The sequence below is a fragment of the Paenibacillus sp. sgz302191 genome (assembly GCF_057749925.1).
Genome location: NZ_JBYLHY010000020.1, coordinates 122,414 through 141,423 on the forward strand (window position 1 = coordinate 122,414; position 19,010 = coordinate 141,423).

General features: G+C 52.1%; 15 protein-coding genes. 9 read left to right on the plus strand and 6 right to left on the minus strand.

What is annotated here, in order from left to right; genetic code table 11:
* Nucleotides 1-188: 188 nt before the first annotated feature.
* From AC3G2T_RS25150 to AC3G2T_RS25160, 3 genes are read left to right on the plus strand one after another with little or no spacing between them, the layout of a single operon-like run.
* Complete coding sequence (locus tag AC3G2T_RS25150; protein ID WP_474679205.1) at nt 189-1,247, plus strand: Gfo/Idh/MocA family protein; 1,059 nt, start codon at nt 189-191, stop codon at nt 1,245-1,247.
* On the plus strand, nt 1,244-2,104 hold the full coding sequence (locus AC3G2T_RS25155; RefSeq protein WP_474679204.1) for a sugar phosphate isomerase/epimerase family protein: 861 nt from the start codon (nt 1,244-1,246) through the stop codon (nt 2,102-2,104). Before AC3G2T_RS25150 ends, AC3G2T_RS25155 begins: the two co-directional genes overlap by 4 nt.
* 38 nt (nt 2,105-2,142) lie before the next feature.
* The gene (locus AC3G2T_RS25160) at nt 2,143-3,021 is read left to right on the plus strand and encodes a sugar phosphate isomerase/epimerase family protein (protein WP_474679203.1); all 879 of its coding nucleotides are present in this window, start codon (nt 2,143-2,145) and stop codon (nt 3,019-3,021) included.
* Between the two features lie 66 nt (nt 3,022-3,087).
* On the opposite strand, the gene AC3G2T_RS25165 is transcribed toward AC3G2T_RS25160, so the two are convergent.
* Both AC3G2T_RS25165 and AC3G2T_RS25170 read right to left on the minus strand, forming a co-directional pair.
* Nucleotides 3,088-5,163, minus strand: a complete 2,076-nt coding sequence (locus AC3G2T_RS25165) for a S9 family peptidase (protein ID WP_474679202.1) — start codon at nt 5,161-5,163, stop codon at nt 3,088-3,090.
* Nucleotides 5,160-5,516, minus strand: coding sequence for a cupin domain-containing protein (locus AC3G2T_RS25170; RefSeq protein ID WP_474679201.1), 357 nt, complete (start codon nt 5,514-5,516; stop codon nt 5,160-5,162). The genes AC3G2T_RS25165 and AC3G2T_RS25170 overlap by 4 nt, the downstream gene beginning before the upstream one ends.
* Before the next feature lie 454 nt (nt 5,517-5,970).
* Here AC3G2T_RS25170 and AC3G2T_RS25175 point away from each other — a divergent pair, with 454 nt between their 5' ends.
* Together AC3G2T_RS25175 and AC3G2T_RS25180 are read left to right on the plus strand one after the other, a co-directional pair.
* Nucleotides 5,971-8,307, plus strand: a complete 2,337-nt coding sequence (locus AC3G2T_RS25175) for a tetratricopeptide repeat protein (RefSeq protein WP_488437304.1) — start codon at nt 5,971-5,973, stop codon at nt 8,305-8,307.
* Nucleotides 8,308-8,318: 11 nt separating this feature from the next.
* Complete coding sequence (locus AC3G2T_RS25180) at nt 8,319-9,593, plus strand: MFS transporter (RefSeq protein WP_474679199.1); 1,275 nt, start codon at nt 8,319-8,321, stop codon at nt 9,591-9,593.
* 56 nt (nt 9,594-9,649) lie between these two features.
* Here AC3G2T_RS25180 and AC3G2T_RS25185 read toward each other — a convergent pair whose 3' ends face one another.
* On the minus strand, nt 9,650-10,897 hold the full coding sequence (locus AC3G2T_RS25185; RefSeq protein WP_488437305.1) for an MFS transporter: 1,248 nt from the start codon (nt 10,895-10,897) through the stop codon (nt 9,650-9,652).
* 268 nt (nt 10,898-11,165) lie between these two features.
* On the opposite strand from AC3G2T_RS25185, the gene AC3G2T_RS25190 reads away from it, so the two are divergent.
* Complete coding sequence (locus AC3G2T_RS25190) at nt 11,166-12,839, plus strand: cellulase family glycosylhydrolase (protein WP_474679197.1); 1,674 nt, start codon at nt 11,166-11,168, stop codon at nt 12,837-12,839.
* A 136-nt stretch (nt 12,840-12,975) separates the two neighbouring features.
* Here the strand turns inward: AC3G2T_RS25190 and AC3G2T_RS25195 are convergent, their stop codons facing one another.
* The 3 genes from AC3G2T_RS25195 to AC3G2T_RS25205 form a co-directional block, all read right to left on the minus strand.
* Nucleotides 12,976-13,842, minus strand: coding sequence for an SDR family oxidoreductase (locus tag AC3G2T_RS25195; RefSeq protein ID WP_488437320.1), 867 nt, complete (start codon nt 13,840-13,842; stop codon nt 12,976-12,978).
* A gap of 2 nt (nt 13,843-13,844) precedes the next feature.
* On the minus strand, nt 13,845-14,348 hold the full coding sequence (locus tag AC3G2T_RS25200) for a hypothetical protein (RefSeq protein ID WP_474679196.1): 504 nt from the start codon (nt 14,346-14,348) through the stop codon (nt 13,845-13,847).
* Nucleotides 14,349-14,438: 90 nt separating this feature from the next.
* Complete coding sequence (locus AC3G2T_RS25205; protein ID WP_488437306.1) at nt 14,439-15,005, minus strand: MarR family winged helix-turn-helix transcriptional regulator; 567 nt, start codon at nt 15,003-15,005, stop codon at nt 14,439-14,441.
* Between the two features lie 159 nt (nt 15,006-15,164).
* Between AC3G2T_RS25205 and AC3G2T_RS25210 the strand changes: the two genes are divergently transcribed.
* From AC3G2T_RS25210 to AC3G2T_RS25220, 3 genes are read left to right on the plus strand one after another with little or no spacing between them, the layout of a single operon-like run.
* Nucleotides 15,165-16,616: a spore germination protein gene (locus AC3G2T_RS25210; protein ID WP_474679194.1), complete on the plus strand. Its 1,452-nt coding sequence runs from the start codon at nt 15,165-15,167 to the stop codon at nt 16,614-16,616.
* A 15-nt stretch (nt 16,617-16,631) separates the two neighbouring features.
* Nucleotides 16,632-17,798: a Ger(x)C family spore germination protein gene (locus AC3G2T_RS25215; protein WP_488437307.1), complete on the plus strand. Its 1,167-nt coding sequence runs from the start codon at nt 16,632-16,634 to the stop codon at nt 17,796-17,798.
* Nucleotides 17,799-17,804: 6 nt separating this feature from the next.
* Entirely contained in the window at nt 17,805-18,917 is a 1,113-nt protein-coding gene (locus AC3G2T_RS25220) for a GerAB/ArcD/ProY family transporter (RefSeq protein ID WP_488437308.1), read from the plus strand.
* Nucleotides 18,918-19,010 lie beyond the last annotated feature (93 nt).

Here is a 19,010-nt window from a genome sequence, read left to right on the forward strand (position 1 = left end):
ATACAAATTATCGGCTGAGCTTGATCCCGTAATGCAACTCGTTGCTGTTCACGACGATAAGTCCGCCAGTCCTTAGATAGCACAATCGTGCAAATAAAGAGCATGCTTATTCATGGTCATATACGTCTATCCCATTATAATACGATTTATAGAGCAAATGCTTGGCGAACTAGAGGAGAGTGGCGTGTATGAATCAGATTAACATCGGCATTATTGGCACGGGATCCATTTCGGAGCTTCATTTGAAAGCGTACGCAAGCCATCCCGTCGCAGTCATTGCGGCTATCTGCGATTTGAACGAAGCAAGAGTCCGTGCAGTAGCGGCGGCATACGGCGCGGGGAAAACGTACACGGGCTACCGAGATCTGCTCGCCGATCCGGACATCGATGCCGTCAGTATTTGTACGTGGAACAATACCCATGCGGAAATTTGCATCGCCGCGCTGGAAGCCGGCAAGCACGTTCTCGTGGAAAAGCCGCTTTGCCGCACAGTAGAGGAGGCGCTGCGAATCGAGCAAGCGGTCAAGTCGTCCGGGAAGCTGCTGCAAATCGGCTACGTTCGCAGGTTCGATCCGAACGTCCAAATGCTGCGCCGATTCGTCGATAACGGCGAATTCGGGGATTTGTACTTTGCGAAAGCGTCCACGATTCGCAGGCTCGGCAATCCCGGCGGATGGTTCGCCGACGTCGAACGTTCCGGCGGGGGGCCGCTGATCGATATCGGCGTGCACATCATCGATTTGTGCTGGTATTTGATGGGCAGGCCGAAGGTAAAGACGGTCAGCGCCAATACGTACCGGAAGCTTGGCAACCGGGCGAATGTCCGCAATATGTCTTTTTACAAAGCGGCGGACTACGATGCGTCGAGAAATACGGTCGAAGATCTGGCAAGCGCGCTGATCCGCTTTGAGAACGGCGCATCGCTGGTCGTCGATGTGAGCTTCACCCTGCATGCCAAGCAGAATGAGAATACAGTGAAGCTGTATGGAGATAAGGGCGGCTTCGAAATCGATCCGGAGGTCGTCATCGTAACCGAAAAATACGATACGATGCTGAACGTCCATCCGCAAACGGATCACGCCGGACTCGATATTGAATCGGCTTTTCGGAATGAAATCGATCATTTCCTTACATGCGTTCTGACAGGAACACTGCCGCTTAGCCCGGTGGAAGACGGGGTGGAAATGATGAAAATTTTGTGCGGCATCTACGAGTCCGCGGAGAAAGGCGAGGAAATCCGCTTATGAAAATCGGCGTCAGCACCTACAGCTTTTGGCAGGCTATGCAGACAGGGGAGATGACCGTCGTCGAAGCGATCGATCATATTGCGGCGATGGGCGGGGAGCACGTTGAGATCGTGCCGCTTGGTTTCAGCTTAACGGACAACCCGGACCTCATCGAAGCCATTCGCAAAAAAGCGTCAGAGGCCGGCCTCGACATTTCCAATTACGCCGTCGGCGCCAACTTCGCAGGCTTGGACGAGGCGGCCTACGAGCGGGAAATCGAACGCGTGATGCGGGAAGTCGACATTGCGGCCGCGCTTGGCGCAAAGCGGATGAGGCACGACGTTGCGGCTTCGCCCGACACCTCGATTCGCAGATTCGCCGCGGACTTGCCGCGGCTCGCCGAAGCGTGCCGGCGAATTGCCGATTACGCGGAACCGCTCGGCATTATCACAAGCGTGGAAAACCACGGCTACTACGTTCAGGCCAGCGACAGGGTGCAGGCGCTGCTGCATGAGGTGAACCGCAGCAATTTCCGGACGACGCTCGACATCGGCAATTTCGTTTGCGTGGATGAAGATCCGCTCACTGGGGTTCGCAATAATGCACCTTATGCATCCATGGTTCATGTCAAAGACTTTTACCGCAGACCGGTGACCCATGATCCTGGGGAAGGGTGGTTCAGATCGGCAGGCGGAAATTATTTGCGGGGCGCGATTGCCGGGCACGGAGACCTCGATGTCAGGGGGGCGCTGCAAATCGTGCGCCGTTCCGGCTATGACGGGTACTTATCCGTTGAATTCGAAGGGATGGAGCCTTGCGTACGGGGAACGAAGCTTTCTTTGGACAATGCCAAACGCTTCTGGGAAGAGGCCGAATAATCCGATCCGATATGGATCAATGGAAGGGGAAATGCGAATTGGCGGCAGCGAATCGCAACAAAATCGGCGTCATTGTGGACAGCTTTCGCGTTGGAGTAAAGGAAGGACTGATCAAGGCGCAAAAAATCGGGGCGGACGGGGTGCAAATATACGCTGTGCACGGCGAAATGGATCCGGCGAACCTTTCCGCCGCGGCACGCAAAGAATGGAAATCGTATATCGCATCGCTCGGGCTGGAGATTTCCGCCTTGGTCGGCGACCTTGGAGGGCATGGCTTTCAGGATGAAGCCGCCAACCCGCACAAAATCGAGAAGTCGAAGCGAATTCTCGATCTGGCGGCAGATCTGGGGACGAACGTGGTGACGACGCATATCGGCATTGTGCCGGACGACCCGAACGACCGGGTCTACGAGGCGATGCACCGCGCTTGCGAGGAATTGAGCCGATACGCGACCGGGATGAACGCTTACTTCGCGATCGAAACGGGACCTGAACCGGCTGCATGCCTGAAGCAGTTTCTCGACGGGCTTGGCTCGAAGGGCGTCTCGGTCAATTTCGATCCGGCCAATATGGTCATGGTGACCGGCGACGATCCTGTGCAAGGCGTCTATACGCTCAAGGATTACATCGTTCATACGCATGCCAAGGACGGCATTCGCCTGCGTGAAGTCGATCCCCGCGAAATTTACGGCGCGCTCGGTTATGAGCCGCTTGATCACCAGGCAATCGCCGACATGGCCGAATCGGGAGAAGCGTTTCGAGAAGTGCCGCTCGGCGAAGGAGCCGTGGATTGGACCGGCTATTTGAACGCCCTGCGGGAGATCGGGTATAAGGGCTACCTGACGATCGAGCGGGAAGTCGGCGCAGATCCCGAAGCGGACATCGCTAAGGCCGTTAACTTTTTGAAATCATTCTAAACGGGTCGGCATGCCAGATATCTCCTGATTTTTGCTGTATACGGAAAGTCAGGGGTCTCATCATCGTCAAATCCGGATTGCCTGGTCCACATCCCCCGAGGTGTATGAGATCCAGGCTTTTTCATCGTTCTTCAAATGCTTGTCAAACCAGGCGAGAAGCAGGCGTCGAAGCATCCATTTAGCCCGGGGCCGGCCCCGGATGCCGTGATCCTCCTCGTGAAAAATAATCAAGGAAGCCTCTTTGCCGAGCGCCTTCAAGGCGGTAAACATTTGCTCCGACTCCGTTAAGGGAACAACAGCGTCAAACTCCCCGTGAACGAGCAGCAGCGGCGCGGCGATCCGATCCGCTTGAAAAAGCGGGGAGGATTCGACGTAAAGCGCCGGATTTGTCCACGGAAATGACCGGGGCAAAGCGCTGAGCCCATATTGGTATCCGTAATGGCTGGAGCCCCAATAACTAGCCAAGCTGCCGATCCCTGAAATCGAGCATGCAGCTTTGAAAAGCTTGGAATGCGCAATGCACCGCATCGTTAAAAAGCCGCCGTAGCTGCCCCCATAGAGAGCGACACTAGCAGGGTCTAATTGCGGATGCCGCTGGAGCACAATGCCGATGCTCTCCAGCGTCTCCGGGACGGTGATCGTCCCCCAGTCATTCAGGTGCCGGTCCGCCCGGGTTCGGCCGAATCCTGCGCTTCCGGACGAGTTGATGGCCAGCACGGCATAGCCTTGATTCGCAAGCAGTTGATGCGTGTCTTCATAGGCCATGCAAAGGGGGGCGGCGCCGCCGTACACGTAAACGATTAGCGGCACGGAAGCGGGCGGCGCGCCGTTCCCCTGACGCGGCGTGTACAGCCATGCCCCGCTCGCCGGAATGCCCTCTATCTCAACAGGGGGACACCATGTCAACTCGGATGGAAACATGAAGGGCAGCATTTCCATGAAAATACGCATCCTGGGGCTGTCCGCGGAAAACATGGCGGGAACGAAGGGGACTCCGTCCTCCGAGTGGATGCACAGGCATGTGCCGTTCGAGGAGAAGCTGTGGCAGCGGGAAGAGCCTCTGCCGAGGACGTCCCACAACAGCGTTGTCTCATCGCGAATATGCTGCCGGGCCAGCGCCGTTTTATTGCCGCAGGTGGCAATATAGCAGATTTCCTCTTCGCCCGTCCAATGGATCTCTTGTGTAACCACGCCCATCCCTACGGGGATGCCGGCGCATAGCGGGGCCTCTGCCCCAAGCTGATAAAGGAGAAGATCGTGCTGATCGAGTATATGGATTCGGGTATCGTAGGCGTTTACCCCGAAACCCGTCGGATCGGAATTCTCATGAACGTAATCCTGAAGAGCAAACGGAGAAGTCTCAAGTTCTTTCGTCCGGGCGCCGACATAAGCAAGATACCGCCCGGAAGGCGAAGGGACGGGAGTGCCCATGAAGCTGTGAGGCAGCGGAATACAGTTTCGTCGTTCCTTTGATTCCAAGTCCAATTGGTGCAGTTGAAGCTGAGTATGGACCCGGTTCGCGCAAATTTCTTCTGCAAAATAAAGCGTATCTCTTCGGGGAGAGAGTGCGAGGTGACTGATCTCGTAACAGGGCCCGGCAAGCTTCTCCAAATGGCAGGCATCCGATTCGTTCGAATGCAGGGGCACGTGCTGGAGAACTCTCCGCTTGCGCCACCAGGACCATCGTTGGGGGATGCTTGCGATATGCCAATAATCGCTGAACTCCTCTTCGGACTCGGAACAGGGCTCGTCGCATACGACGTAAAATCCTTTTCCGTCCTTGTCCCAAACTAACCAAGCCGCGCCGTTCAGCTTATGGGTCAAGGTTTGGACAGAACCGTCCCGCAGCGTCATAACGGAGATTGCATCGTGATCGCCTTCATTCGACGCGCCGAGGAAAGCAAGGAAGCTTCCGTCCGGGGAAAAGCGCGGGCATCGAACGCCGGCCGATTCTATCGACCACAGACGGTTCAATGAATCTTCCCGGCACGCGCATACATGCAGCCCGGAAATAAACTGATCGGTTCCAAGATCCCCGCGGCTGCTGATCAAGGCGGCATGTTTGCCGTCCGGAGAAAGCATCGCTTCCTTGAATTCGGTGCTTTCCGCCAATCTCCGCAGCTCTGCAACCCCGATTTTCATTCGTTCAACTCCTCATGAAATAAAGTCCCGGAGTCGGTATGTTCAAAACACAAGTTGACTGTGCGCACCAGCGAACGGGTGCGGTGAATAGTTCCGGCAGGAATCGTAACGAAATCATTCGGCTGCAGAATAATCGGGTCCTGCCCCGAAATCTCGATAATAAGCTCGCCTTCAACCACGAGAAACAATTCGTCCGAGTCCGGATGAGAATGCCAAGGATAGTCGCCTGTGAACACGGCAAGCCGCAGACAGCTTTCATTGATATGCCCCACAATAAAATTTCGGTAATTCTCGGAAATTGCCTGATGCAGAGCAGTCAGATTCTGCTTTTGAAGCCTAGTCTCCAAACTCATAACCTACCTCCCAATAGTAATAGGCATTAATGATTTCTGATAAATGTAATGAAATATAACGCGAAATACACTTAATATTGTAAAATATTCCTGTTTATGATGCAATGAAATTATATGAGCAAAGTAATTGCATATGAATCTTAATTTTAATGTGAGAAATTTTAACAAAATTGCGTCAGGTATATTGTAAAAAAGTCCCAAGCGTGATATGCTTGTTTCAGATGGGCATTGTAGTATATTATGTAATTTTTATACTATTGATTTAACGTGTCCATACATTTACTTGGAAGCGAGGTGTGGAAAATGATTAAAAAAACTTCCAAGAAATCCAGCACAATTCGGACAACAACGCCTTACATCGCGAACTAATTGCAGTGAAAAGAGAGACCTAAAGCTTGACTTTAGGTCTCTTCTTTTCATTGACGCTAATCCATTCTCAGGGAGGTATGTTATAATGATCCATACAGCTATGAGAGTCAGGCTTGAAATATTTCCGCAATTGGACCAGGCCTGGAGCCGGCTGCTTGAAGGAAACCGTCTCTTTATTTCCGTTTATGGAGAATCCGGCATCGGCAAAAGAGATACGGTACAGGCTTGGGCAAATAAGAAACTAGCGGATGAGTCCGTCCTTTTATCGAACGGAGGTCAATTAACGCACGGATATTTTGCCGCATTATATCCGCTTCTCCGGACGGTATTGCGTGACGCGTCGGAAACGAAACCTGAACTCATTCATCGTCATGAGCAATCTTTGAAGCGGTTGTTTCCTTTTCTGCCTTCCGATTATTTCAAGTATCCGAAGGATTTGACGAACCTGGCTCCCCAAGAGGAGCGCACCCGCTTTTATCATCATGAATATCAAGAGAAGCTGCTTCACGGTGTGTATGAATTTCTACTCGATTACTGTCAGACTCTGAACCGCCGGTTTATGCTTATTGTCGATCAGGGTCATGACGTTTCACAGACCGTAAAATCTTTTTTGCGCATTCTGATGCGCCGCCGCAAGCTCGCCGCTTCCCTGCGGGTTATCCTGCTGTGCGACCGTCCTTTGGATCAGGATATTGAGGAAGCCTGCGCCATGACAGAGATAAATCGGATGAGCCGCGGGGAATTCGAGGCGTTTCTTTCATCCGTCCCTCAGACAATCAAGGTGTCTCCCAGACAAGCCGATCAACTCTACGCGTTGTCGGGCGGTAATCCTTCCAAGCTGCATTCCTTGCTGGACGGAGCCGCGGTCGGCCTGGAGGCAAATCCGTATCTCTCATTCGACACCTACCTGGATTTTTATTTGAATCTGAAGGGGGAGAAGTTTCGTTCCGCTTTATTGCAGACCTATATCGAAGACCACTGCGTCTCGGACGACCCCGCGGCGGTTCGGAACTACGAGACGTTCCATCCGCAAATCCGCGCCAAATACCACAGAGAACAAATCATGAAGCTGAACGCTGCGGGCGGCGGCGAATCGCTTTTACATCCGGTTCATTGCCTGGCGCTGGAGACGCAGACCGAACAATTGGAGGCGCTCACCCCGGTCTCGATCAAATTGCAGGAAATCGGCCTGTACGATACCTGGTTCGAAATGTTTTCGCCCTATTACACTTCTTCTCACTTGCGAATTCTACCGGACGGCGAACAACCGCACAACGCGGTGTTTATCCGCATGTCGTTCATTTTGTATTCGCTCGGCTTGGCGCGGCTCTCGATTCCATACTTGGAATTTTTCTACCAGCAATTTCCGGAAAGCCACTCCGTCCCTATGATTTTGTATTCTCAGAGCATGACCTACGGACGCTATCAAATTCCCGTCGATTTGCCCAGAGCTGAACATTACGCGCTGCTTAATTTAGAGAAAATCGACAGTCTGTTTCACAATCATCCCAAGTACGATTACATAAAGGTTTTTGCGGAAAATGCGCTCGCCTACATCCGTGCCCGGCAGGGCCGTCTGGAAGAAGCGATTGAGCTATGCACGCGAGGTCTCGAAAGAATGGAGCAAATTTACGGCAATGAACGTTACGCGCTGCATCAGTCGATCCTCGTTTACAATACGGGACAGGTATACGAGATCATCGGCGATTTCCCGAAAGCTTACGAGACTTACAAGCAAGCGATCGCGCTCGATCCAAATTACGGCGAATATTATAACGATATGGCTAACCTGCTGAAAAAATACGATCGCGACGAAGAAGCGCTCTCCTACTACAACCAGGCGATAGCTTTATGCCCTCCCTATTACGAGGCGCATATCAACCGGGCCGATTTGTATGACAAATTGGGAGAAAGCGAGCTGGCGGAAGCGGATTACCTTCGCGCTCTGGAACTCAAATCGGACGCTGTTCCCGCATTTGTAGGGCTCGGCGTGATCTACTACAACGCGGCCCGGTACGAAGAATCGCTGGAGATGCTGAACATGGCCGTCTATTATCAGCCTAAAGAGGCTCAAGCGTATAACAACCGTTCTCTGGTATATCAGGAATTGGATCAGTTGGATAATGCCCGACAGGATCTTGATATGGCCATCTCCTGCAATCCGAAGCTGAGCGAAGCTTACAATAATCGGGCTGTCTTTTATTTTCAAAACGGCCTGTACGAGGAGTGCCTGAACGATTTGCGCCAAGCGATCGATCTTCAGCCTGATCCGGAATATTACATCAATCTCGGCCTGCTGTATCGCCGGTTAGGGCGGACAGATGAGGCGCTGCGCCAATTGCAAGCGGCCAAACAAAGCTTCGGAGCGTCGGAGCAGTTGGACACATTGCTGACAGAACTGGAAGATGAAGTTGCTTCCTGAGGAGGATACACATGGAAAGCTCACAGCCTGCTGCGCCGGAATCCCATCTTCGGCTCCGATCGCTATGGCCGCTGTTCATCGCTTATGCCGTCAGCCAGCTAGGCAATTGGATGTTCCGGGCAGGGGCGGTATATGACATATTCGATAAACAAGGCGGGGCGGGGACACTGCTCGGATGGACGATCTTATGCGTATACTTGCCCATATTGGCGGGCGGAAAATGGCTGGCGCCTTTAGCGGATAAATATAACAGCCTCTTTATCCTGATTCTGCTGGACCTGTTATGTTTGTTTCTATTGATTCCGATTATGATTTGGTCGGACATGAGCCGTCTATCGAATGTTATTCTGGCGTTGATTGTCATCGTCGGATTGAGCTTGGCGACTCCGCTTTTTACATCGGCCCAGTCCAGCATCATCAGGAAAAACGTCGCACCTGAACAGGTAGCCTCGGCAATGTCGGTGCTATCCAATATCAGTTGGGCGACCAACGTGCTTGGAGCCATGTGCGGTTCCTTGCTTCTGCTTGTTTTAAACTTCAGGAGCATTATCATAATCGATTTGGCTACCTTTGCCATTTCGGTTTTGATCCTGTTTGTCTTTATGAGGCGAACGGCATTCTTATCCGCGGCTCCGCAGGCCAGACAAATTTCCGCATTTGCGCCGGATGCGTCCAAGGTAAAGTGGGTGCTCCTGCTATCCATATTTTTTCTTAATTTGGGAGCCGGTGTGATCAACATGTTTCCGGCAGTTGCGGCTCGAGACATTTACCATACCGATCAAATCGGGCTCAGTTATTTTTATTTGGGCAACGGAATAGGCGGATTTCTCGGTACTTTGCTGATTCCCGGATTGCGCAAAAGCGCAGCCGACGTTCCGTTGATGGCTGTGTCCAGCCTGCTGGTCGGCATATTTTTGCTGGCGATGGGATGGTTTCCCGGCGCGTTGTTTTCCGTTGCGGCCAGTTCCCTGATGCTGCTGTGCGGACAAGTGTTTGGAGTCGTCGCACATTCATATTTGCTGACTTCGCATGCCCCGGAGCAAGCGGGACGGACTTCCGGGCTCTTTATGTTTGCGACGTTTCTGGGAGTAGCTGTGAATGCCGGTTTGTTTTCGCTCCTGTTCGCGGAAGTGAAGGGCAGCGTCTTTTCCGCTTTTTTGCAATTTTGCGGCGTATGCAGCCTGATCGCGTTTGCGATGCTGGCCGCGCATGAGTACCGCAAAGGGCACAAGCTGAAATATGCCCGGGATTCGCGGACGGAATCGTCAGGCAAAGGAATACGATGAAGCTTGCCAAGGGCTGTTCCTTAAGCGGTCGCCGCTGCTTTTGGAATAGCCTTTGCTTATAGTTCCGCAGACTGCTTTTCCGAAGACGTTATGTTCCTGTCTTGTTCTCGCTCGCCTACGGGCTTCGCGGCTTGGGACAATAATCCTGCGACGGTTACGCCGACAAGCACGACGATCAACGCCTGCAGCAATCCGACGGATTTGCCGATTACGCCCAAAAGAGGCGGTCCTACGAGGAAAGCAAGATAACCGGCCGTCGAGACCGCCCCTACTCTGGCAGCAACCCCGCGGGGATCGTCGCCTGCGGCAGACAGGCCCACAGGAAATCCGAATGCGGCGCCGAATCCCCACAATACGACGCCAATCGAAGCGATCATATAAGTCGGACTGAATATGACAATGAGCAAACCGGCAACGGCAGACACCGCGGAAGCCCTTAATATGGCGACTCTGCCGAATTTGTCCAGCAGTATGCCGCCTGCTGCGCGGCTGATCGTCATCGCGGCTACAAATAGGCCGTATACGAACGATCCCGTTGCCGGCGTGACCTGATAGCCGTCCACCATGATCAAAGGCAGCCAATCGTTCGCGGATCCTTCGGCAAAAGCCATTCCCAAAACAATGATGCCGATCAGAATTGTCCGCGGTTCTTTCCATACGGCCAAGAGATCCATCGCGGTCATCGGCGGTTTGTCCGCATCGCCCGTGCGATCCTGGCCCGTTCCGGAAGGAACGAATCGATATATATAAATAATTGACACCAATACGATGATCGCCGCAAGCACCAAATGAACAAGCACCGGGATATTAGCCCTGGCTGCAGCCGATCCGGCGATTGCGCCGATCAGGTTGCCTACGCTGAAAGCTGCATGAAAGCCCGTCAAAAGCGTCTTTTTGGCGGCACGCTCCACCGCCGTTCCTTCTACATTCATGGCTACGTCACAGATGCCGTTCCCAAAACCAAAAACAGCCAGCCCGATGAACACAACGATCCCGTACGGCAGCCACGAAGCGCCTGCTCCTACGATTAGGAGCCCTATTGTTGTAACGATTAATCCGGCCACCATGACAAAACGCCCGCCCCTGCTTGCAATGAGGTGACTGGCGCAGAGCAGCCCGATAATGGAACCTACGGCCAATCCGAAAATAATCCAGCCCATCTCATCCGTTGCGGCGCCCAATGTATCCCGTATAGCGGGTGTGCGCGATACCCAGGATGCAATTGCAAAGCCGGGCAGAGCAAAAATAAAATAAATCGCAATACGCCATAATTGAATTTGCCGGACACTAAGCAGCTTTTCCATGTGAAACTCCTTTGTACGATTAGTCGTGCCATCAAACTTATTAAAGATCTTTAATAATTACGAACATAACACACAAAACACTGGAAATCAATTAAAATAATCAATTTTTAAATGAGAAAATAGTTAATTATTGGGGTATTTTTACAAAACAAGTACTGGTAAAATTTTTTGTAAACGCTATCATAATAGTGGCGTTGAACTTGACCGGCGAAGGAGGGATGGTTCGGAAAGCGGCTGTTCACATTTTATAAGCAAAGGAGAGTATGTCATGTACACAAAAAAATCATTTTTATCAGCGATGATGGCCTTTTTCTTGTTGTTTGGTCTCTTTTCATTCACCGCTTCGGCCAGTGCCGCACCAACGAACATTCAGACCTATGTCAGTGCAATGCAGCCAGGGTGGAATTTAGGCAATTCGTTCGACGCGACAGGCGCTGACGAAACGTCTTGGGGCAACCCGGTCGTAACCAAAGCGTTTATTCAAAAGATTGCTGCCCAAGGCTTCAAAAGCATCCGGATTCCGGTAACCTGGAAGCAGCACACAGGTCCGGCTCCGACTTATACGGTCGATCCGGCGTGGATAAGCCGGGTTCAGCAAATTGTCGACTGGTCGCTGGAATCGGGTTTGTACGTCATGATCAACATGCACCACGACTCGTGGCAATGGGTCAATACGATGGGGGCGAATCATGACCAAGTGCTGGCCGAATATAAGGCTATTTGGACTCAAATCGCCAACAATTTTAAAAATCATTCCAATAAACTGATGTTCGAGAGCATCAACGAACCGAAGTTCGATGTGGATACGTCGACGCAAATTACGCTGCTCAATGAGCTGAATACGGCCTTCTTCCAAGTTGTCAGAGGTACCGGTGGCGGGAATGCCGTTCGTCCGCTTGTTCTTCCTACGTTGTCGACAAATGCCGGACAGCAGTATTTGGATGCTCTGCACAGCACGATCGTCAATCTGAACGACCCCAATTTAATTACCACCATCCATTATTACGGGTTTTGGCCGTTCAGCGTGAACATTGCGGGCTATACGAAATTTGATTCCACTTCGATCAACGATATCCAGACATCGATTGACGCCGCCTATAATACGTTTGTGGCAAAGGGGATTCCGGTTATCCTCGGGGAATACGGGTTGCTCGGCTTTGACAGCAGCCTGGATGCGGTCGAGCACGGCGAGATGCTGAAGTTTTTTGATTACCTGCTGCAATATGCGAGAACGAAGAACGTCACCCATATGCTCTGGGATAACGGCCAGCATTTTAAGCGCACCGCATACACGTGGAGCGATCCGGACCTATACAATGTAATCAAGCAAAGTTGGACGGGACGTTCGTCCGCCGCGGATACCGATCTGATTTTCTTGAAGAACGGTGCGACCGCCCAGGACGCTGCGCTCAATCTAAATTTGAACGGCAATAGCTTCGTCTCACTTAAGAACGGCAGCACTACATTAAAAGCCGGCAAAGACTACACGATAAACGGCAGCGTGTTGACCGTCAAAGCAAGCTATCTCTCCAAGTACGCTTCCGGCGCTTTCGGCGAGAAAGCGGTATTGTCGGCCCAATTTAATTCGGGCCCGGCCTGGAAAATCCATGTGCGCTACCATAGCGCGCCGACTCTGAGCGCCGTTTCGGGCACGACCGGCAGCTTTGCGATTCCGGCGTCCTTCAACGGCGACCTTCTTGCCACCATGGAGGCCGTATACGCCACCGGAGGCAACGCCGGTCCGCAAAACTGGACTTCGTATAAGCAGTTTGCTTACGCATTCGCCCCCAATTATACGAATAACAATATTACGCTTACGCCGAACTTCTTCGCTGAAACGAATGACGGAACGATAAAACTGACGCTTCACTTTTGGAGCGGACAAATCGTCCAATATACAATTACGAAGAGCGGTACGACGGTTACAGGCACTGCTTCATAAAAGCCTGTCCGCAACCGGGAGGCTTGGAAGCGGGCGCGCAGGAACTGCTGCCAATCTGTCTCTTGCGCGCAACAACAAAAACGGAGCCACGCGGATATGCGGGCTCCGTTTTTTTTATCGAATGCTCGTGATTCCGCTATTGAAATCGTTCTGCATGCTCACGCAGAAACTCATCCAAGGTGCGGGGGGCTTTGCCGAGCAAACGGGCTACCGTGTCCGTAGGCTTTTCCGGGATGGCTATGGACATCGTCTGAATTTCCACGACATGATCCGCAAGCCAAGGTGGCATGTGTCCGTACTGGATGAGATCGCGTCGCAGCGCTTCGGGATCCATATTGATATAACGGACGGTTCGTCCCAGCAGGACGGAAAGTTTAGCTGCAATCTGCGGGTAGCTGAAAAGCTCGGAACCTGTCAATGTGTACACCTGGCCGGCCAGCTCGGGGCGGATCAATGTTTGAACGGCAACTTCCGCGATATCCCGGCAATCGATAAAATTGCAGGAAGTATCGCCCATGGAGCCGTAAAATACGTGTTGAGCGGCGATGGATGGCGCATGGCGCAGCAAGTTTTGCATAAACGCATATGGGCGCAAGGCGGTACAAGCGATGCCGGATTTAAATAGGAAGTGTTCGGCTTCTTGATGCCATTTGGCGACTGTCACCGGAGATTTAGGATCGAAGGCTGGACTGGATATTTTGACGATATGTTCAATTCCGGCTTGAACGGCGGCGCGGATGACCGCTGTTTCCAGCTCAACCTGCTTTAGACTGTTGGACATGGCGAGGAAAAGTTGGTTGGCTCCGGCAAATGCGCGGCGCAGTGATTCGGGATCGGAAGCGTCGGCAGATGCGATTTCAAGCGTTGTTCGGTTTATTGCGCCATGCCGGGCAAGCAATTTTTCAGGCTCTCTGCTCAGTGCGCGGGCGGGCATGCCCAAGTCCGCCAACCGTTTTAAAACCTCGCTGCCAATTGTTCCTGTTGCTCCAATAATAACAATCATCATCAATCTTCTCCTTGGAATAAATTTCTTTTGTTCAAAATGAGACGCCATCGCCATGTTACGATCGTGCTTGCGATCGCCCCGGACAAAGCGAAATCGCTCCACACCCGGCCGAACCAGGCCAATTGATCGAACGGCAGCGTCATTGCCAGTAACTCGGTTGTTACCCACGCGAGGATAAGGCCCAGCGCGACCCCGATTCCTGTGAAAAATCCCGTCACCACCAAAGGATTTGCGCCGCCAACCCATTGGTTGCGGATCCCCCGGATCTGCAGCCAGAGACCAATCATGCAGGCGATCAAGGCTGATGCTCCACCGATCGTAGTCATTGCCGCGATGAGAAGATCCCGGTCGCCGATAACCATGCCTCCAATGCCTGCCATGATGGCAGGGGAAGCATAAGAAGTAATAACTTCACGCCACAGCACAAACGGCATCGAACTGGAACCCGTTGTCTTGGTCACGCAAGCGAGCTGTGTTTTGTCCGCAATGATCCTTTTGCTCATCCATGTCCCTCCAATAGTTAGCAGCATCTATCTCATATAATTAGGAGCCTAACTATATGGGGGATAAAACGGGCCGGTTTTTCCAGCCCGTCACACCCGTTTCTTGCTTGTTTCTTTTCCTCCGCTTGATATGTCCGCCAACGCTGAGATACCTTGCGTCACTCGGTCAAGCAGTTCGAGAAAGACGCTTCGTTCCTCAATGCTGAGCAAGCCGACCATGGCTTCCAGCCATGCAAAATGCTCCGGAGCCATATCACGCAGCTTTTTTGCACCTTGTTCCGTTAACAGGACCGATCTCTGACGTCCGTCCTCTGAACTGCTCCGACGGGAGACCAGACCATCCCGGTCAAGAATGTCGATAAGACCGGTGACAGTAGCCCGCGTCACGCCCAGATGCTCCGCCAATTGCGAGGGCAGCTCTTCGCCCCCGTTATCTTCCAGGTCGGCTAATAAACGATACCGCCCGGTCGATAAACCGAATCTGGAGAAATGAATTTCCGACGCGTGTCCAAGCTTGGCTCCGGCGGCCATCAGCCTGGCCGCGACGAGCACGGCTTGCGCGTCAACGTCAAGGTTGTAGCGCTCAATCTGGCGTTTGGATTGCAGAAGCGAAGGAATGGCGTCGTTGATTGAGGGAAATTTATTTTCGTTGTCCATGGGTATAGTATGGTACCTAACTAATTTAATGTCAACATTTTTTTGTTGTTCCGGTAGGAAGAGCGGAAGAACGCTGGCCCGATTTAAATTTTTTGTCGTATATTGGCATGGCTTTCGAGAATAATAGGAAGAATACGGATTATCGGGGAGGGCCCCCAGGTGCAGCAGGATATGTACAGCAGGCAGCTTCAAGAGAAAATCGAATTTTTCCGCAAAGAAATGGGTTACAGCTCCGATCTATCCGTACGGGAATGCATAATCGGGGGAAATGAGGTCCCTGCCGCCGTGATCTGGATCAGCGGAATGGTCAACGCGCAATTGCTTAATGAGAACGTTATGGCTCCGCTGCTCCACCAGACGCCGGAAGCCGGCTTGTTCGAGTCTGCGGAAGAGCTGTACGAGTGGCTTAGCAACTCCATTATTTCGGCGGTCGTATCTTATGAAGATTCGTTAGAGCAGGCGGTATCCATGCTGCTTTCAGGGCAGACGATCGTGCTTGCGGAAGGTTTCTCGGGCATTGTCACCGTAGGGACGCAAGGTTACGAAATAAGAAATATTGAAGAGCCGGCATCCACGGTCGTTGTACGCGGCCCGCGGGACGGATTTGTAGAATCGCTTGAGGTCAATGTTTCCCTCATCCGCAGACGGATTAAGAACAAGAAGCTGCGCGTCGAGTCATTGATGATCGGAACGGCCACGCATACCTCGGTTGCCATGGTTTTTTTGCAAGATCGGGCGCCGGATACGATGATTGGCGAAGTGCGCGAGCGTTTGAGTCAGATCGACATCGATGCCGTGCTGGAGTCGCAATATATTGAAGAAGTGATCAGAGATAATCCGGCCTCGTTTTTTCCGACCGTCTTCAGCACAGAACGCCCGGATGACGTGGCAGGGGGGATTCTCGACGGCCGGGTGGCGATCATCGTAGACGGCACTCCGTTTGTGCTGCTTGTGCCCTGTACTTTTTTCCATTTGATGAAATTTTCGGAGGATTATTACCAATCCTATGCAGTGTCGACCTTCATACGCTGGCTTCGCTTTATCGGATTTTTCATTACCTTGCTGTTTCCGTCGGTTTATGTCGGGGTGCTTATGTTTCATCCCGAAATAGTTCCACCGCAGCTATTGAGCAGCATCCTGTCCTCGCGCGAAGGCGTGCCGTTTCCCCTGTTGGTCGAAGCGCTGCTGATGGAATTAACCTTCGAGGGATTGCGTGAGGCGGGTGTTCGCATGCCACGCGCCATCGGCAGCGCAATCAGCATTGTCGGGGCGCTCGTGATCGGCGATTCGGCGGTAAAAGCGGGAATCATATCTTCGCCGACGATCATCGTCGTCGCGGGAACCGCCATAGCGTCTTTTACCATTCCGTCAGTCGAATTGTCCGGGGCTGTGCGCTTGCTGCGGTTTTTTATGTTAATTTGCGCTTCGCTGCTTGGATTGTACGGCGTTTTTATCGGGTTGCTCTTGCTTGGCATCCATTTGACAACTATGCGCTCTTTCGGGATGTCGTATTTGGCGCCGCTTGCGCCTTATTCGCGGGATGAGGCTGTGAAAGCCGTAACAAGGGTTCCACGATGGGCATTTTGGTCAAAAATGAGAGGACATCGATGATTGGCGGGATCGCAAGTGAAAAAACGGACGACGTTCGCAGACTTTATAAAAATAGCCGCTCTTGCCTGTCTGCCGCTGCTTGTCAGCGGCTGCTGGAGCCAGAACAATTTCGATCAGATCACTGTTGTTTCCGCGATCGGCTTGGATGCGGCTCCGAACGGCCAGGTTGAAGTCACCGTCCAATTGGTCAACCCTAAGCTGCCTGTGGCGGCGGGGGGAACCGAGCAGCGGCGGCCGTTTGCCATGTATTCGGCTGTCGGGGATACGATTTACGAGGCGCTGGATCAAATTCGCAAAGAAGCGAAAAAAAACGTGTTTATGGCCCAGACGAGAATCGTGCTGATCGGCGAGAAGCTGGCCAGACGGGGGATCGAGGATTATATGGATTTGTTTTGGCGCGACAGCCATCAAAATATGAGCAGTTGGGTGCTGATTTCCAAACAAACCGCCCGTCATACGCTGCAAACATCGAAGGAATTGGAGGACGTTCCGGCTGACGAGTGGGGCAGATATTTCAAACGGCGGAATCGGGCATCTTCATCGGCGATGGAGATGTACAGATTCCTGCCCCGTCTGGAGCAAGTGGGCTACCAGGCGACATCGGCAGGCATATCGGTGGCGCCGGACCCTGACGGACAGTCGACGATGATGATCGGCAAAACGGCTGTATTCAAGGGAGACAAGCTTGCAGGGTGGCTGATGGATGACGAATCGCTGATCGTTTCCTGGCTGCAAAGCAAGATAAGGGACGGCATGTTCGAAATCAAGCTGCCCGACGGGGAGGCCAAAATCGTCGCTTTCGATCTAAACCGGATTCGGGTTCAGGTTACTCCAGTTCTCTCCGCCGACAAGGTGGCAATGCGCATTCGTGTTAAAGCCGATGCCGATCTCAAAATGTCGGAGAAAAAAATAAATTTGGCGGATATCCGGACCTACGCGACGCTTGAGACGGAACTATCGGAACAAATGAAGCGGTCCTTCGAGCAAACCATAAGCAAAGTAAATCGAGCTTTTAACAGCGATATCATCGGGTTCGGCGAAGCGCTTCATCGGAAATATCCGCGGCAGTGGAACAAGATGCAGAACGACTGGAACACGCAGCTTGCCAATCTGGATGTGCAGGTAAGCGTATCGGTCAGCATTATCAAGTCCGGCATGAAAAAAGATGTGCTAAGGAAGTGAATCTGTGTGCAACGAATCCAATTGTCGGGCGGCCAGTTTTTCTTTATCATCTTTGTTTCGATTACTTCGCTCACCTATTTTTCTCTCCCCACACAGCTTATTGCGCTTGCGAAACAAGATGTATGGCTATCGATGGTCATAGGAACGTTAATTGATATTTATGTTGCCTACATTCTTTTTTGGTTGGGACGGAGATACCCCGATCAATCGCTTATCCAGTACAGCGGCACTATACTTGGAAGGATTGGGTGGCTGATCGGTTTCACTTTTGTCCTGTTCTTTTTCGTAGTGATCGCATCGGCCATGTGGTTGTTTTGTAAATTTTTGTCATCCTCCTTTATGTCGGATACGCCGGGAATCATCTTCTCGGCGACGATGACGCTGGCCGCGGGACTGGCTGCTTATTGCGGCTTGGAATCGATCGCAAGAATGGCGCAAATTATCGCGATCCTCATTTTGCTCGTTACGGTCGCTCTGTTCCTGCTCTCTATTCCCGAGATGGATCTGCATAATTTGCTGCCCCAATTCGAAAATGGACTCGGACCGGCTGTGAAGGGGGCCGTTTACCCAGGGAGCTGGTTTGGCATATGTATAATGATGGGCCTATTAATGCCGCATCTCGCGACCCCGGAGCAGACATTTCGCATGAAAGCTTCTGCGGTTATTCTCGGTTCGTTCATTATGACGCTTATGCTGCTGTATTCCATAGCGGTACTTGGGTCTTACATGGCAACCCATGTGGATTTTCCGACCTACGTGTATACCCGGGTGATCCATTTGGCTTTTTTGGAGCGTTTTGATATTTTGCTGATGCTGATATATATTTCCGGAACCTTTATTACGTTTTCGACGCTGTATTACGTTTTGTCGGAAGGGGCCGCTCAATTGTTCGGAACTCGAACGCACCGCAGCTGGGTGCTTGGTTTTGCCATTTTTTTTGTGGCTAGCCCGCTGATTCCTTTTAGCAGCAATTCCTCGTTTTCTTTTCTGTACTTTAACAATTGGTTTCCGGTATGCAGTTTGGCGATTGAGGGAGGATTAACGACGATTCTTTTCGTTACCGCCTGGGTAAAAAGCAAATATAGAACAAGAAAGGAAGCAACTTCTGATGAACATTAAGGAAATATGTTTAGGCACGAAGCAGCTCGAAGCGATCTCGGAATGACAGTCCATGCTTCGCCGGCGCTGCGAGAATAGCCCGATCGAGTCATA